Genomic DNA, 14,610 nt, shown 5'->3' with positions numbered 1-14,610 from the left:
CGGCTCGGCCGGCGCGGTGCCAGCGTCACCGTGCCAGCGTGACGAAGTCGTAGGCGGGACGCTCGCCCTCGACCGCGTGCGACTCGCGCGCCAGCTCGCGCCAGCCGGTGAAGGCCGGCACGATCGCGTCGCCCGCGGGTTCGGCATGGACCTCGGTGAGCTCGACACGATCGGCGCGGTCGCGCAGCAGCGCGAAGATCTCGGCGCCGCCGATCACCGCGACGCGCGCGTCCGGGTCGCCGCCGCGCGCGAGCGCGAGCGCGGCGTCGGGCGTATGCGCCACCTCGGCGCCTTCAGCCCGCCACATCGGGTCACGCGTGAGCACGACATGGCGGCGGCCGGGCAGCGGCGCGGGGAAGCTTTCGAAGGTCTTGCGCCCCATCACCATCGCCTGTCCCATCGTCAGCGCCTTGAAGCGCCGGAGATCGGCGGGGAGGTGCCAGGGCAACCGACCGTCGACACCGATGACGCCGTTGTCGGCGCGCGCGAGCACGAAGGTGATCATGCCGCGCCCTACCCCGCGCCGCGCGCGCGATCCAGCCACGGCGACGCTGTCCTACGTCGTCCAACTTCTGCGACGCGCGCGCTGCACGGCAGGAGATGCGGACATGCGGGATCTGGTGGAACAGGTGATCGACGGTCAGGGCCGCCGCGGCGCGGTGGCCGGCGGCGCCCGTCGCGGGCGCACCGTCACCGTCAACCGGCGCGAGTCGCCGTTGTCCTGGCTGGCGGCGCGAGGGTTGATCGACGCGCGCCAGAACGAGGCAGGCGAGCGGCTCCGCGCCGATTACGAGCGGGCCGCGCTGGCGCCCGCGGTGACGATGCGCTGGGTGCCGCGGGTCGACGGCGGCACCGCAGAGTCGATGCACCCGACCGAGGCGTGCGTCGCGGCCAAGCGGCGCTTCGACGCCGCCATCGCCGACTCGGGTCGCGGTCTGGCCGATATCCTGTGGCGCGTGGTCTGCGCGGGCGAGTCACTCCCCGACAGTGAACGCGCGCTCGACTGGCCCGCGCGCAGCGGCCGACTGGTGCTGTCGCTCGCGCTCGACCGGCTCGCGGATCATTACCGCTTGCCCTGACGCAGCGCGCGCAACAGATAGGCGCGATGCGGCTGCGCTTCATCAAATGTCACGGCTCCGGCAACGATTTCCCGCTGATCGACGGGCGCGCGCTCGCGCTCGACGAGGCAGCATGGTCGGCGGTGGCCCGCGCGCTGGCGGATCGCGCCGGGCCGGTCGGGGGTGACGGGCTGCTCGTGCTCACCGCGGGCGACGCGCGTGCCGCCTTCGGGATGCGGATGTTCAACAGCGACGGCAGCGAGGCCGAGACGTGCCTCAACGGCCTGCGCTGCGTCGCGCGCGCGGGCTTCGCCGCGCTGGGGATCGACCGCGCGACGGTACGGCTCAAGACCAGCTACGCCGAGGTGGAGCGCGCCGCGCCGCTCGCCCCGGGTGTCTATACCGTGGCGGAGACCGCCGGCCCCGCCTCGCTCGACGCCGCCGCCTGGCCGCTGCACGACGCGCCCGCGCGGATCGTCGACGCGGCGGTGCCGCCGCTGCCCAGCACGCGGCGCTTCACCGCGGTGGCGATGCCCAATCCGCATCTGGTCGCCTTCGTCGATTCGGTCGACGAGGCCGAGCTGGTCGCGGTCGGCAGCGCCTGCGAGGCCGCCCCGGCGTGGCTGCCGCGGCGCGCCAACGTCTCCTTCGTCGAGCGCCGCGCGGCGGATGCGCTGTACGTCCGCACCTTCGAGCGCGGCGTCGGCCTCACCGACAGCTGCGGCAGCGCGATGGCGGCCTCCACCTATGCCGCCGGGCTGACGGGACGGATCGCCTTCGATCGCGACGTCACCGTCTACAATCGCGGCGGGCTGGTGCGCGCGCGCGCCACCGCGGCGGGCATGGTGACGCTCCACGGCAACGCCACCTGGGAATGGGAGGGCTCGGCCGAGATCGACCTCGCCCGCGCCAGCGCGGGTGCGCTGGAGGTGGAACGCCACGCCGACGACGAGATCGCCGCCTGGGCCGGGGTGGTCGCGGCGATCGACTGAGCTGCCGCCTCCCGGCCGTGCTCAGGCGTCGACCGGATGGTGCCCCAGCATCGACGCGATCTTGGCCGCCAGCGCATCGATGTCGAACGGCTTGGCGATCATGTCCATGCCGGGATCGAGAAAGCCCGAGCGGACCAGCGCTTCCTCGGCATAGCCCGTCACGAACAGCACCTTCAGCTCGGGCATCTGCGCGCGCGCGCGGGCCGCGACCTGACGGCCGTTGAGCCCCGGGAGCCCGACGTCGGAGACGAGCAGCGCGATCGGCGGCCGCCGCTCCAGCAGCGCCACCGCCTCCTGCCCGTCCACCGCCTGGAGCACGCCGTAGCCGAGCCCCTCCAGCACGTCGACGACGAGCATCCGCACCGCGGGATCGTCCTCCACCACCATCACCTGCTCGCCGGCGCGGGCGCGCACGCCGATCGCGCGCGGCTCGGTCGACGGACGGGCCGCCTCGCGTGCGCGCGGCAGATACAGCGTCACCGTCGATCCCTCGCCCAGGGTCGAGGCGATCCGCGCGTGACCGCCGGTCTGACGCGCGAAGCCGTAGATCATCGACAGCCCCAGCCCCGTCCCCTGCCCGATCGGCTTGGTGGTGAAGAAGGGGTCGAACGCCTTGGCGATCACCTCGGCGGCCATGCCCGTGCCGGTGTCGGACACGCTCACCGCGACGTAGTCGCCCGGCGCGAACTCGGCCATCCCCGCCCCCGCCGCCGCATCGAGCGTGGCGGCGGCGGTCGCGATCGTCAGCGTCCCGCCCGCGGGCATGGCATCGCGCGCGTTGATCGCGAGGTTGAGCAGCGCGCTCTCGAGCTGGTTGGCATCGGTGGTGGCGTGCCACACCGCCGGATCGAGCCCCAAGGTCAGCGCGATATGCTCGCCCAAGGTGCGGCGCAGCAGCTCCTCGACACCGAGCACGACGCGATTGACGTCCACCGCCTGGACGTCGAGCGACTGGCGCCGCGAGAAGGCCAGCAGCCGTTGGGTCAGCCCCGCGGCGCGCTGGGCCGAGCTGGTCGCCGCGTCGATGTAGCGATCGACGCGGTCGCTGCGGCCTTCGGCGACATAACGGCGCAGCAGCTCCAGGCTGCCGATAACGCCGGTGAGCATGTTGTTGAAATCATGGGCGATTCCACCGGTGAGCTGGCCCACCGCCTCCATCTTCTGGCTCTGCCGCAGCTGTTCCTCGGCCTTGGCGAGCGCCTCGGCCTGCGCGTGCGCCGCGGTGACGTCGCGCACCACCGCATAGATCAGCGCGTCGCGCGGCACCGCATTCCAGCTGAACCAGCGATACTGGCCGTCGCGCGCGCGATAGCGGTTCTCGAAGCCGAACACGCTCTCGCCCGCGCGCATCGCCGCCAGCGCCGCGACGGTCGCGGCCTGGTCGTCGGGATGGACGAAGTCGAGGAAGGAGCGCCCCGCCATTTCGCTCGCCTGCCAGCCCAGCACCTCGGTCCAGGCCGGGTTGGTCTCGCGGACGCGACCGTCGATCCCCGCGACGCACAGCAGGTCAGGGGTAATCCGCCACATCTGGTCGCGCTCGCGCGTGCGCTCGGCGACCGCGACCTCCAGCCCCTCCTTGGTCCGCTCGAGCGAGCGCTCGACCTCCTTGCGCTCGGTCTGGTCGAGCATCGCGCCGATCATCCGCACCGCGCGCCCGGCCGCGTCGCGGATGACATAGCCGCGGTCGCGAACGTCCGCATAGCCGCCGTCGCCGCGTTGAAAGCGATATTCGGCGCCCCAGTCGCTGCCGCTGCCCGCGATCACCGCGTGGATATCGGCGTGGATGCGCGCGCGATCGTCGGGATGGACCCGCTCCAGCCACCACGCCCCGTCGGTACGCAGATCGACCGGACGGTGGCCGTAGCCGGTGGTCAGCGCCTCGTTCCACAGGACGTGGTCGCACACCAGATCCCAGTCCCAGATCGCGTCATTGGTGGCGCGCACCGCCAGCCGCAGCCGCTCCTCGGTCTGGCGCAGCGCTGCGTCGCCGCGACGATCCGCCGTGACGTCGCGCACCATGCCGATCAACCGCACCGCCACGCCGCGCTCGAAGAAGGCGAGCCCCTGCGCGTGGACGTGGCGCTCGATCCCGTCCTCGATCCCGATAGTGCGATATTCGGTGTCGAAGCGGCGCGAGCTGTCCGGCGCGAGCGCGGCGGCGACCGCGGCCACGGCCTGCTCGCGATCGTCGGGGTGCAGGCCGGCGACGAAGCTGCCCGCGTAGCTCACCGTCGTGCCGGGCGAGAGCCCGAACAGCGCGCGACAGCGATCATCCCATTCGAGCAGGTCACGCTGCGGCCAGTAATCGAACCGCCCCAGTTGCGCGGCGCGCGTGGCGAGTTCGAGCTGCTCGCGGCTCGACGCCAGTGCGGCGCGCGATTCATGGTCGCGTGTCACATCGACCGCGCTGCCGAACCATTCCACGATCGCGCCCGCGGCGTCGAGGATCGGCACCGCGCGCGACTGGATCCAGCCGATGCTGCCGTCGACGTGGCGGAAACGATGCTCCAGCTCGAACGGCGCGCGCGCCGCGACCGCGGCGTCGAACTGCGCGCGCACCACCGCCTGATCCTCGGCCGGGATGTAGGTGGCGACCCAATCGGCGGCGGGGCGGCGCGCGTCGGCGAGGAAGCCCGCACCGTCGAGCGAGAGCAGCTCGCTCCAATCCGGGCTCATGCGATAGATCGCGTCGGCGCGCGCCCCGACGAGCGCGCGGAAGCGCGTCTCGCTGGCGCGCAGCTGCTCGCTCTCGGCCGCCAGCCGCAGCTCGTTGCGGACCTTGTCGGTGACGTCCAGCGCGACGTCGAGGAAACCCGCCACCGCGCCGTCGTCGTCGCGCAGCGCGCTGTAGGAGAAGCTCCACCACGTGTCCTCGGGCACGCCGTTGCGCGTCATGCGGAAATAACGGTCGCGCTCGAGCACGGGGCGATCCGCCATCGCCGCCTCGATCAGCGGGGTCAGCTGATCCCATAATTCGGGCCAGACCGTGCGCATCGGCCGGCCGAGCGCGTCCGGGTGCCGCGCCCCCAGCATCTCGGCATAAGCGTCGTTGTAGAGGAACGTCAGCTCCGGCCCCCAGGCCGCGCACATCGCGAAGCGCGAGGCGAGCATGATCTCCACCGTGGTCCGCAGCGCGGCGGGCCAGTCGGCGCGCGGCCCCAACGGCGTGCGCGACCAATCGAGCGAGCGGAAGGCGGCCCGCATCGACGCGGCTTCGGGCTCTTGGTCGGCTGCCATGCCGGCGTGATAGCCATATCGTCGGGATAAGTCATGATGGTGGCGGCCAATCTACCGCAACCGACGGCGCGGCTTCCCAGCGCGGCACCCTCGCGCGCATCTTGGTTGATGACAGCTCAACCAGCTTCTCGCATCTCCTGGATCATGTCGCCGGATCGATTCGCCAAACTGACGACCCGGCAACGGGAATCGCTTCGGCTCTACCATCAGCGCTATCGCGTGAAGGAGATCGCGCGCGCGCTCGCCATCTCCGAGAATACGGTCAGCGGCTATCTCACCGAGGCGACCGCGCTGCTCGACGTCGGTGGCCGCCCCGCCGCCGCGGCCGCGCTGGCCGCGCACGAGGCCGCCCACCCGGAAACGAGGGGTCGTTTCTCGGTGGGCGACCCCACCCCGCGGCCCGACGCAGAACCGTCGTCGCCGGGCGATGATGCACCGGCACCGGCCGCCGCGGCCGGGCCGCGGTCGGCGCCACACGCCCCCGGTCCGCTGCGGCTGCCGTTCCGCAACGGGGATGGTAATGACCTCACAATCGCTCAGCGCCTCTTCTGGCTCGGCGCCATCGTTTTCGCACTCGTCACCGGCTTCGGTCTTTTCGCTCTCTTCGTCCGCACCCTCAGCGACGTCGTCGCGCAGCTCGCGCGGTGAGCGCGTCTCGACCGAGGTCACCGCGGTGGCCACGTTGCTGCGCGAGCTCGAGGTGCTGCAGGATCGCGCCTTCGCGGTCACCGGGCGACTCATGGCGGCGCTCATCGAGGCGCGGCTCGAGCAGAATATCGCGCCCGTCGTCGGCAAGTCGATCCGCGCCGGGATCAGCGACGTCGCGGTCCAGATCAGCGCCGCGCAGGGCGCCACCGCCGACGTGCACCGCCTGCTCGAGGCGCTGGCCAAGGCGCGCGGGATCGACGTGCGGCTGTACGGCGATACCGACAAGCAGGATCCCTCGTTCGCGCCGCGCGGCTGAGCCGCGACGGTACGATCGTGATCAACCATATCGGGAAAGCGGCCGATGACGCGCGTGCTCGTCTTCGCCGCGGTGCTCTTGGGCACCTGCCTCTACGCCTTTCGGCGCGGCGGCGCGCCGGAGCGCTGGGTGGCGGCCTTGCTGTTGCTGGCGGCGACCGCCTCCGCGCTGCTGCCGCACGTGAGGGGCTACACCTATGTCCATGTCGAGTGGCAGCGGGTGGCGGTCGACTCGGCGCTGCTGGCGGGGCTGGTGGCGGTGAGCCTCACCGCGGACCGCTTCTGGCCGCTGTATCTCACCGCCTTCCACGCGCTGACCGTCGCGACCCATGGGGTGCGCGCCTACGATCCCGCGGTGCTGCCGATCGTCTACACGCGGGTCGCGGCATGGCTGGCCTATCCGGGGCTGCTGCTGCTGGCGATCGGGGTGATACGGCATCGGCGCCGCCTGCGCGCGGGGGGGCGCGAGTTCGACTGGACGTTCCAGCGACGGGGCGCGGCCGATGAGACACGAGCCTGCGACGCACGAGGAGCTGGGCTGCGCGATCCGTGAGATCGAGGCGCTGCTCGACCGGCTCCGCGCCAAGGAGGCGCAGCAACCGGCGCCCGCCCCGGGGCTGCTCGAACGCGCCGAGCTGATGTATCAGGAACGGCGCGCGCGCGACCGGATGTTCGGCACCGATCTGTTCGGCGAGGCGGCCTGGGACATGCTGCTCGACCTCTATATCCACCATGGCCGCAACACGCTGGTACCGGTGTCGAGCGCCTGTATCGGCGCGGCGGTGCCGCCCAGTACCGCGCTGCGCTGCCTCGGCAAGCTCGAGGCGAGCGGGCTGGTGATGCGCCGCGCCGACGTCGACGACCGTCGCCGCTCGCTGGTGACGCTCAGCGACAAGGGGCGGCGGATGATGGAATTGTATCTCGCCAGCAGTTGGGTCGGCTAGGAGCTAGAGGCTGGTCTGCGCCATGATCATGACGAAGAACAGCCCCAGCGCCAGCAGCGCGAAGAGCAGCAGCAGCGCGGTGCGCACCAGCGCACCGCCGCGGCCCAGCGCATAGGCACCGCGCAGCTGGCGGTACATGTGCCAGGGCGGAAGCAGCATCAGCAGCCCCGCCGCACCGCCGAGCCCGACCGCGCCGAGCAGCATCGCGGCGATCGCCAGCAGCGTCATGAAGCACAACGAATAGGTCACGAAGACGGTGTGATCGTAGAAGCGGAACCGCCGGTTGAACGGGAACAGCAGCCACAGGAAGGGCACCGAGATCGGGATCAGCGCCCAGCTGTATTTATACGCGTAGGTCTGGATCTTGTAGGTCGCCAGGTCGGGGTTGGCGCGGAACTTCCTGATCGCGTGGTCGAGCGTGGGGATGTCGCTGAAGCCCTGGTCCTGCCCGTTGCCCTGCCCCGCCGCGGCACTCGGCGCGTCGGGATCGAGACGGTGGAGCAGCTTGAGCGTGGCGCGTTCCTCGGCCAGCCGCTCGTCGATCCGCTCGAGCGCGCGCCGATCGCCCTGCGCGGCGCGGCGGCGCTGCTCCAGCGCGGCGACGCGGCGGTCGCCGCGCGCGATCGCCTCGCCCACGGTCTGCACCTGCGCGCCGTCCGCGGTCTCGGGCGCACCGGTCGCATGGAACACCGCGAACATCAGGAACATGCCGAAGAGAAACAGCGCGATCGGCGAGACATAGCTGGCGCGGCGCCCGTCGATATATTCGCGCGTCAATCGTCCCGGCTGCCACGCCAGCAGCGGCAGCGTGCGCCACACCCGCCCTTCGAAGTGAAACACGCCGTGCAGCAGATCGTGGAAGAACGCGCCGAGCGTGCGGTGGACGTGCGCGGCCTGCCCGCAGGCATGGCAATGCGTCCCGATCAGCGGGGTGGCGCAATTGAGACAGACGGTCTCGTGCGTATGGCCGTCGGCGGCGACCGCCCGCTCGGTCGCGAGCGCGGCCATGGCGCCCTGGCCCAGCTCCGCCAACCCCTCGCCGATGCCGCTCATCCGCTCGCCCCCCCGCTCGCCCCTCGTCACCCCGTCGCGTTAGGTGCAGAAAGTACGGCGAGAAAGCAACGATTGGGCCGGTGACGGCATGGTGGGCGCTGACGGGTTCGAACCGCCGACCTACTCGGTGTAAACGAGCCGCTCTACCAGCTGAGCTAAGCGCCCGGCGCGCGGGCCAGCTCGGGCCCTGCCGTTGCCGCCGCTCTACACGGACGGCCTCGTCGTGCAAGAGCCCGTGCGATGGCGCGTCGCGCCGGGGCGCTCACGCCAGCGGCAGTCGCGCGTCGGTCAGAGCGGCGAGATGACCGTGCATCGCGCTGACCGCCTCGTCGGTCAGACCGATGAAGACGCGGCGGCGGTCGCGCGGGTCGGGCATGCGCGCGAGCAGCCGCCGCTCGGTCAGTCGTGTGATCCAGCGCAGCGCGGTGGTCGGCGCTACCGCCGCCGCGATGCACAGGCTCGACACCGACACACGAACGCCTTCCATCCGTGCGGCATAGAGATCGAGCAGCATGTCCCAGGCGGGATCCTCGAACAGCCCCGCACCGAAGAACCGATCGCGCAGCCGGCGCGCGCGCAGCACGTCGCGAACCGTCGCGGCGTCGATCTCGACCGCGGCGGCGGGCGCGGCATGGAAAGCGAAGCGGCGCTCCTCCGCCCGGCCGGCGGCGCCCTCGCTCTCGCCCAGCCGCGCGAGCACCGCCGCGATACGCGCGACCTCGGCACTCAGCCGCGCCAGCCGTTCCGAATCATGCTCGGGCGCGCGGACGCGGCCCTCCCCGCGCGCCGCCGCGACTGCGAGCGCGCCGATCCAGTCGGCACGCTCGGGCGCGCACAGCAGTTGCACCGCACCGATCTGATCGCCCAGCGCGGCGACGACGGGATCGATCTGCGCGACCGACAAGGCCACCACGACACGCCACGCGCGCGCCGCGGCGAGCGTGTCGACCGACGCGACCACGTCGTGCGCGAGCGCGTCGTCCGCCTCGGCGAGATCGAGCACGATCACGGGCGCGCCCTCCAAGGCGGCGAGCGCCTCGGACGCGGCGGGGAGCGCGAGGTGTGCGGTGATGCTGCCACCGATCAGCGCGATCGCCTCGCGCGCGCCCAGCGCCCCGGCGGGATCGAGGCTGGCGAGGACGAACGCGGGGGTGGCCGCACCCCCGGCATCATAGGGTAGCGGGGACACGGCGTCAGTCGAGCGACTTGACGATTTCTTCCACCATCTTCTTGGCGTCGGCGAGCAGCATCATCGTATTGTCCCGGTAGAAGACCTCGTTGTCGACTCCAGCATAGCCGACTCCGCCCATCGACCGTTTGATGAAGAGAACCGTTTTGGCCTTTTCGACGTCGAGCACGGGCATGCCGTAGATCGGCGAGCTGCGGTCGGTCTTGGCCGCCGGGTTGGTCACGTCGTTGGCGCCGATCACGAAGGCGACGTCGGTCTGCGCGAACTCGGAGTTGATGTCCTCCAGCTCGAACACCTCGTCATAGGGGACGTTGGCCTCGGCGAGCAGCACGTTCATATGCCCGGGCATCCGCCCCGCCACCGGGTGGATGGCATATTTGACGCGCACGCCATGCGCCTTGAGCTTGTCCCCCATCTCGCGCAGCACGTGCTGCGCCTGCGCCACCGCCATGCCATAGCCGGGCACGATGATGACCTGCTCGGCCTGGCTCATCAGGAAGGCGGCGTCCTCGGCCGAGCCGCGCTTCCACGCGCGGTCGCTCGCCGCCGCGCCGCTCCCACTGCCGCCCGCCTCGGCGCCGAAGCCGCCGGCGATCACGCTGACGAAGCTGCGGTTCATCGCCCGGCACATGATGTAGCTGAGGATCGCGCCCGACGATCCGACCAGCGCGCCGGTGATGATCATCGCCGCATTGTGCAGGGTGAAGCCCATCGCCGCGGCGGCCCAGCCCGAATAGCTGTTGAGCATCGACACGACGACGGGCATGTCCGCGCCGCCGATCGGGACGATCAGCAGGAAGCCGATCGCGAACGACAGCAGGGTCACCGTCCAGAACACCCAGGGCGACTGGTCGACGGTGAAATAGGCCACGAGCAGCAGGATCGCGGCGAGCACGCCGAGATTGATGACGTGCCGACCGGGCAGCAGGATCGGCTTGCCGCCCATGTTGCCGTTGAGCTTGAGGAAGGCGATCACGCTGCCCGAGAAGGTGATCGCGCCGATCGCGACGCCCAGCCCCATCTCGACGCGGCTGACCGGGTTGATCAGCGCCGCGGCGGTGCCGTCGGGGAACAGCACCGGCACCGCGATGCCGAAGGCGACCGGGTTGAGGAAGGCCGCGGCGGCGACCAGCACCGCGGCGAGCCCGACCAGGCTGTGGAACGCCGCGACGAGCTGCGGCATCGCGGTCATGGCGATGCGTCGGGCGACGCCGACGCCGATCACCGCGCCGAGCGCGATCGCGGCGACGATCTCGAACGCCGCGGCATAATCGACGCGCGCGATCAGCGCGGCATAATCCTCACCCTCGACCAGCGTGGTGGCGAGCGGCACGTGGGTGACGAGCGTCGTCACCACCGCCACGCCCATGCCGATCATGCCGAAGCGATTGCCGCGCTGGCTCGTCGCCGGGCTCGACAGCCCGCGCAGCGCCAGGATGAAGCACACGCCGGCGATCAGATAGGCCAGCGCGACCCAAGGGTTTACCGCGACATGCTCCACTCTGTTCTCCCCCTCACGGCCGCGGCGACGACCGCTCCTTCTTCTTGTACATGGCGAGCATCCGCTGCGTCACCGCGAAGCCGCCGAAGATGTTGACGCTGGCGAGCACCACCGCGACGAGCCCGAGCCATTTCGAACCGGTGCTCCCCGCCGCCGCGCCAGCGATCAGCGCGCCGACGATGATGACGCTCGATATCGCGTTGGTCACCGCCATCAGCGGCGTGTGCAGCGCCGGCGTGACCGACCAGACGACGTAATAGCCGACGAAGCACGCCAGCACGAAGATCGACAGGATCGCGACGAAGTCCATGTTATCGCTCCGCTCTCATGCCGGCACGCGGCGTGGCGCCGGGATCTCGCGACCGAGCGCCTCGGCCGCCTCGATCCAGCTCAGCACCGCATCATAGGCGTTGGTAAGCGCCTCATGCGGCGTCTCGCCGTCTGAGCGGCAGCCCGGCAGATCGGGGACGATCGCGACGAAGCCCCCACCATCCGCCTCGGCGAGGGGTCGGATGTCGACCTCATAGGCATGCGGGTTCATCGGCTCTCCCCGGCAACCGCGTCGACCATGTGCACGAGATCGCGGATGTAGACCGGCTTGATCGGTCGACGGGATGGGATGGTAAGGATCGCCTGCATCGCCGGGTGGGTCACCTTATAATGCGAGCCGTGCCGCGGCGGCAGGCAGGTCAGGCCATGAGCACGGCAGAGCCGCTCCACGTCGGTGATCCGCCAGTCGTGAGGATTGGCCCGCATGGCGGCGAGCAGCTTGTCCCCGCGCATTCACGACACCAGCCTCGCGTTCACCACCGTGCCGCCGCGGGTCAGCCGCACCGCGTCGCCGATCTCCTCGTCGAGCACCGGGCGGCCCTGCTCCTTGTCCCAGAAGGTGGAGAGGAAATTGTACAGGTTGCGCGCGTAGAGCGCCGCCGAATCGGCCGCCAGTCGCGACGCCACGTTGCGGTGGCCGATGATCCGCACGCCGTGGCGCTCCACGATCTCGCCCGCCACCGCGCCCTCGACATTGCCGCCTTGCTCCACCGCCAGATCGACCAGCACGCTGCCCGCGCGCATCGTCGCGAGCTGCGCGTCGGTCACCAGCCGCGGCGCCGCGCGACCGGGGATCAGCGCGGTGGTGATGACGATGTCCTGCTTGGCGATGTGCGACGACACCAACGCCGCCTGCGCCGCCTGATATTCGGGCGACATCTCGCCGGCATAACCGCCGCTGCCCTCGCCCTCGATCCCCACCACCTCCTCGACGAACACGGGCTTGGCGCCGAGCGACAGGATCTGCTCGCGCGTGGCCGAGCGCACGTCCGTCGCCGAGACCTGCGCGCCGAGCCGCCGCGCGGTGGCGATCGCCTGCAACCCCGCGACGCCGACCCCCATCACGAACACCTTGGCGGCGGACACGGTGCCCGCCGCGGTCATCATCATCGGAAAGGCGCGGCCATATTCCGCCGCCGCATCGAGCACGGCCTTGTAGCCGGCGAGGTTGGACTGCGACGACAGCACGTCCATCGACTGCGCGCGCGTGATCCGCGGCATGAAGTCCATCGCCAATGCTTCGTAGCCCGCCGCGGCATAGGCATCGACGCGCGCGCGCCCGCCCTCGCCGAACGGCGCCATGATCGCCGCCACCCAGGCGCCCGGCGCCGCGCCGGCGAGCGTCTCGGGCGCGGGCGGCTGCACCGCCAGCACGATGTCGGCCGCGGCCAGCGTCGCGCCGCGGTCGCCCAGCGTCGCGCCCGCCGCCGCGAAATCCGCATCGGCGATCGAGGCTTCTGTCCCCGCGTCATGCTCGACCGCGACGGACGCGCCCAGCGCAGCGAACTTGCGCACGGTCTCGGGCGTGGCGGCGACTCGACGCTCGCCCGGCGCCTGTTCCTTGACGACCGCGATCTTCACGCCGCGGTTACGCGATCAGCCAGATGACGAAGAAGGCGAGGATGAAACAGGCCACCGCACCCCATTTCAGCAACCCGATCATGCCGGAATAGGTCGCCTCGTGCGCCTTGATGTCGCCGCGCCCCGCGCTACTCTCCGCCATCTTTTCCTCGTATCGCTCTGTGTCGATCGAGAGCCTAGAGGCGCGACGTCGCGGACGCAATATCGCCACAGTCGCTTAAGGCCGCCTTTACTCAGCACGGTTAGGCGATAGGCAGAGAGTCACGAGACAATAGGCCGAACATGACGCGCAACGGACAACGTCTGCTGATGCTGGTCGACCAGGATGCCGCGCAACGACGCGTCATCGGGACCTTGGCCGCGCGTGGCGGCTGGCGGGCGATCTTCGCCGAAGATCCCGCCACCGCCGTGGCGACGCTATCGACACCGGACGGCATGCAGCTCGACGCGATCCTGCTCGACCCGACCGCGGGCGGCTGGGACGCGGCGGGAGTCATCGGCGAGCTGCGCGGCTATCGCGCGCAGCTGCCGATCCTGATGCTCACCGCGCAGGCGTCGGTGGCGCAGGCGGTCGACGCGATGCGCGCGGGCGCGACCGATTATCTCGCCAAGCCGCTCGCGCCCGAGCGCCTGCTCCAGGCGCTGGAGCGCGCGGTCGCCGCCACCGCGGCGGGCGAGCTGCGGCCGCTGACCGAGAAGATCCCGGCCATGCTCGGGTTCGACGAGATCGTCGGTACCGCGCCCGACTTCCGCGCCGCGCTGACGATCGCCGCCAAGGCCGCGCGCGCGCGCGTCCCCGTCCTGATCGAGGGCGAGAGCGGCGTCGGCAAGGAAGTGATCGCCGAGGCGATCCACGCCGCCAGCCCGCGTGCGACCGGCCCGCGGGTCACCGTCAATTGCGGCGCGGTGCAGGCCAATCTGATCGAGAGCGTGCTGTTCGGCCACGAGGAAGGCGCCTTCCCCGGCGCGTTCGAGCGCAAGCAGGGGCGCCTGGTCGAGGCCGATGGCGGCACCCTGTTCCTCGACGAGGTCGATCACCTGCCGATCGAGGCGCAGCGGCGCCTGCTCGCCACGCTCCAGTCGGGCGAGGTGCTGCCGCTCGGCGGTCGCCACGCGCGCGCGGTCGACGTGCGCGTGATCGCCGCCACCAACAAGCGGCTGCTCGAGGAGGTCGGCGCGGGCCGCTTCCGCGAGGACCTTTATTACCGGCTCAACGCGGTCGCGGTCGCGATCCCGCCGCTGCGCGATCGCGCCGGCGACATCCCCGCGCTGACGCGTCACCTGCTCGAGCGGATCGCGGGCCAGCCCGGTCTGCGCCAGCTCGACATCAGCGACGACGCGATGATGCTGCTGATGAGCTACGACTGGCCCAACAACGTGCGCCAGTTGCAGGACGCGCTGTTCCGCGCCGCGGTGCTGTGCGAGGGCGACACGCTGACGCGCGCGGACTTCCCGCAGATCGCGGCACTCGGACAGCGCGCCACGCGCGGCGCGGCGCGCGTCGAGGCGGCAGGGGTGGCGCTGTTCCGCCCCGACGGGCATCTGCGCACGATCGAGGAGATCGAGGCCGACGTGATCCGCCTCGCCATCACGCATTATCGCGGGCGGATGACCGAGGTGGCACGCCGGCTCGGCATCGGCCGCTCGACGCTCTACCGCAAGCTGGGCGAGCTCGGGATCGACAGCGCGGCCTGACCGCGCGGTGGAGGTCGGCGTTCAGCGTCGCCGACCGGGCATCGGCGTCGCGTGACGCCCCCTCGCC

The 14,610-nt window shown here is 71.2% G+C and carries 17 protein-coding genes and 1 tRNA gene; 7 read left to right on the top strand and 11 right to left on the bottom strand.

Features of this window, described 5'->3' with window-relative positions; translation table 11 throughout:
* Nucleotides 1-25: 25 nt before the first annotated feature.
* On the bottom strand, nucleotides 26-505 hold the full coding sequence (locus tag EV292_RS02210; RefSeq protein WP_132908141.1) for a dihydrofolate reductase: 480 nt from the start codon (nucleotides 503-505) through the stop codon (nucleotides 26-28).
* A 103-nt stretch (nucleotides 506-608) separates the two neighbouring features.
* On the opposite strand from EV292_RS02210, the gene EV292_RS02205 reads away from it, so the two are divergent.
* Both EV292_RS02205 and dapF read left to right on the top strand, forming a co-directional pair.
* Nucleotides 609-1,079: a DUF6456 domain-containing protein gene (locus tag EV292_RS02205; RefSeq protein WP_132907541.1), complete on the top strand. Its 471-nt coding sequence runs from the start codon at nucleotides 609-611 to the stop codon at nucleotides 1,077-1,079.
* Nucleotides 1,080-1,105: 26 nt separating this feature from the next.
* On the top strand, nucleotides 1,106-2,050 hold the full coding sequence (dapF, locus tag EV292_RS02200) for a diaminopimelate epimerase (protein WP_165926997.1): 945 nt from the start codon (nucleotides 1,106-1,108) through the stop codon (nucleotides 2,048-2,050).
* Nucleotides 2,051-2,071: 21 nt separating this feature from the next.
* On the opposite strand, the gene EV292_RS02195 is transcribed toward dapF, so the two are convergent.
* Nucleotides 2,072-5,287 (bottom strand): PAS domain-containing protein, encoded by a 3,216-nt coding sequence (locus EV292_RS02195; protein ID WP_132907539.1) that lies wholly within the window; start codon nucleotides 5,285-5,287, stop codon nucleotides 2,072-2,074.
* A 33-nt stretch (nucleotides 5,288-5,320) separates the two neighbouring features.
* Between EV292_RS02195 and EV292_RS02190 the strand changes: the two genes are divergently transcribed.
* The 4 genes from EV292_RS02190 to EV292_RS02175 are packed head-to-tail and all read left to right on the top strand — an operon-like array spanning nucleotide 5,321 to nucleotide 7,194.
* Nucleotides 5,321-5,935 carry a LuxR C-terminal-related transcriptional regulator gene (locus EV292_RS02190; RefSeq protein WP_132907538.1) on the top strand — a complete coding sequence of 205 codons (615 nt, stop codon included), beginning with the start codon at nucleotides 5,321-5,323 and terminating at the stop codon, nucleotides 5,933-5,935.
* A gap of 25 nt (nucleotides 5,936-5,960) precedes the next feature.
* Complete coding sequence (locus EV292_RS02185) at nucleotides 5,961-6,251, top strand: hypothetical protein (protein ID WP_132907537.1); 291 nt, start codon at nucleotides 5,961-5,963, stop codon at nucleotides 6,249-6,251.
* A 45-nt stretch (nucleotides 6,252-6,296) separates the two neighbouring features.
* Nucleotides 6,297-6,803 carry a hypothetical protein gene (locus EV292_RS02180; protein ID WP_132907536.1) on the top strand — a complete coding sequence of 169 codons (507 nt, stop codon included), beginning with the start codon at nucleotides 6,297-6,299 and terminating at the stop codon, nucleotides 6,801-6,803.
* Nucleotides 6,754-7,194 (top strand): winged helix DNA-binding protein, encoded by a 441-nt coding sequence (locus EV292_RS02175; protein WP_132907535.1) that lies wholly within the window; start codon nucleotides 6,754-6,756, stop codon nucleotides 7,192-7,194. Before EV292_RS02180 ends, EV292_RS02175 begins: the two co-directional genes overlap by 50 nt.
* 3 nt (nucleotides 7,195-7,197) lie before the next feature.
* Here the strand turns inward: EV292_RS02175 and EV292_RS02170 are convergent, their stop codons facing one another.
* The 9 genes from EV292_RS02170 to EV292_RS02130 all read right to left on the bottom strand — a co-directional run bounded on the left by EV292_RS02170 (nucleotide 7,198) and on the right by EV292_RS02130 (nucleotide 12,990).
* Nucleotides 7,198-8,247, bottom strand: coding sequence for a DUF3667 domain-containing protein (locus tag EV292_RS02170; RefSeq protein WP_207913316.1), 1,050 nt, complete (start codon nucleotides 8,245-8,247; stop codon nucleotides 7,198-7,200).
* 89 nt (nucleotides 8,248-8,336) lie between these two features.
* Nucleotides 8,337-8,412: transfer RNA gene (locus EV292_RS02165), tRNA-Val, on the bottom strand.
* Nucleotides 8,413-8,509: 97 nt separating this feature from the next.
* Nucleotides 8,510-9,436, bottom strand: a complete 927-nt coding sequence (locus EV292_RS02160) for a winged helix DNA-binding protein (RefSeq protein WP_132907534.1) — start codon at nucleotides 9,434-9,436, stop codon at nucleotides 8,510-8,512.
* 4 nt (nucleotides 9,437-9,440) lie between these two features.
* Entirely contained in the window at nucleotides 9,441-10,937 is a 1,497-nt protein-coding gene (locus EV292_RS02155) for an NAD(P)(+) transhydrogenase (Re/Si-specific) subunit beta (protein ID WP_132907533.1), read from the bottom strand.
* Nucleotides 10,938-10,950: 13 nt separating this feature from the next.
* Nucleotides 10,951-11,247: an NAD(P) transhydrogenase subunit alpha gene (locus EV292_RS02150; RefSeq protein WP_132907532.1), complete on the bottom strand. Its 297-nt coding sequence runs from the start codon at nucleotides 11,245-11,247 to the stop codon at nucleotides 10,951-10,953.
* A 15-nt stretch (nucleotides 11,248-11,262) separates the two neighbouring features.
* The gene (locus EV292_RS02145; RefSeq protein ID WP_132907531.1) at nucleotides 11,263-11,478 is read right to left on the bottom strand and encodes a type II toxin-antitoxin system HicB family antitoxin; all 216 of its coding nucleotides are present in this window, start codon (nucleotides 11,476-11,478) and stop codon (nucleotides 11,263-11,265) included.
* On the bottom strand, nucleotides 11,475-11,720 hold the full coding sequence (locus EV292_RS02140) for a type II toxin-antitoxin system HicA family toxin (RefSeq protein ID WP_132907530.1): 246 nt from the start codon (nucleotides 11,718-11,720) through the stop codon (nucleotides 11,475-11,477). The genes EV292_RS02145 and EV292_RS02140 overlap by 4 nt, the downstream gene beginning before the upstream one ends.
* Nucleotides 11,721-12,848, bottom strand: a complete 1,128-nt coding sequence (locus tag EV292_RS02135) for an NAD(P) transhydrogenase subunit alpha (RefSeq protein ID WP_132907529.1) — start codon at nucleotides 12,846-12,848, stop codon at nucleotides 11,721-11,723.
* A 7-nt stretch (nucleotides 12,849-12,855) separates the two neighbouring features.
* On the bottom strand, nucleotides 12,856-12,990 hold the full coding sequence (locus EV292_RS02130; RefSeq protein ID WP_243693558.1) for an aa3-type cytochrome c oxidase subunit IV: 135 nt from the start codon (nucleotides 12,988-12,990) through the stop codon (nucleotides 12,856-12,858).
* 140 nt (nucleotides 12,991-13,130) lie between these two features.
* On the opposite strand from EV292_RS02130, the gene EV292_RS02125 reads away from it, so the two are divergent.
* Nucleotides 13,131-14,543, top strand: coding sequence for a sigma-54 dependent transcriptional regulator (locus EV292_RS02125; RefSeq protein WP_132907528.1), 1,413 nt, complete (start codon nucleotides 13,131-13,133; stop codon nucleotides 14,541-14,543).
* Nucleotides 14,544-14,610 lie beyond the last annotated feature (67 nt).

It is taken from the genome of Sphingomonas sp. BK235 (assembly GCF_004345855.1).
Classification (GTDB): domain Bacteria; phylum Pseudomonadota; class Alphaproteobacteria; order Sphingomonadales; family Sphingomonadaceae; genus Sphingomonas.
This window is presented reverse-complemented; position numbering and strand designations above follow the sequence as displayed.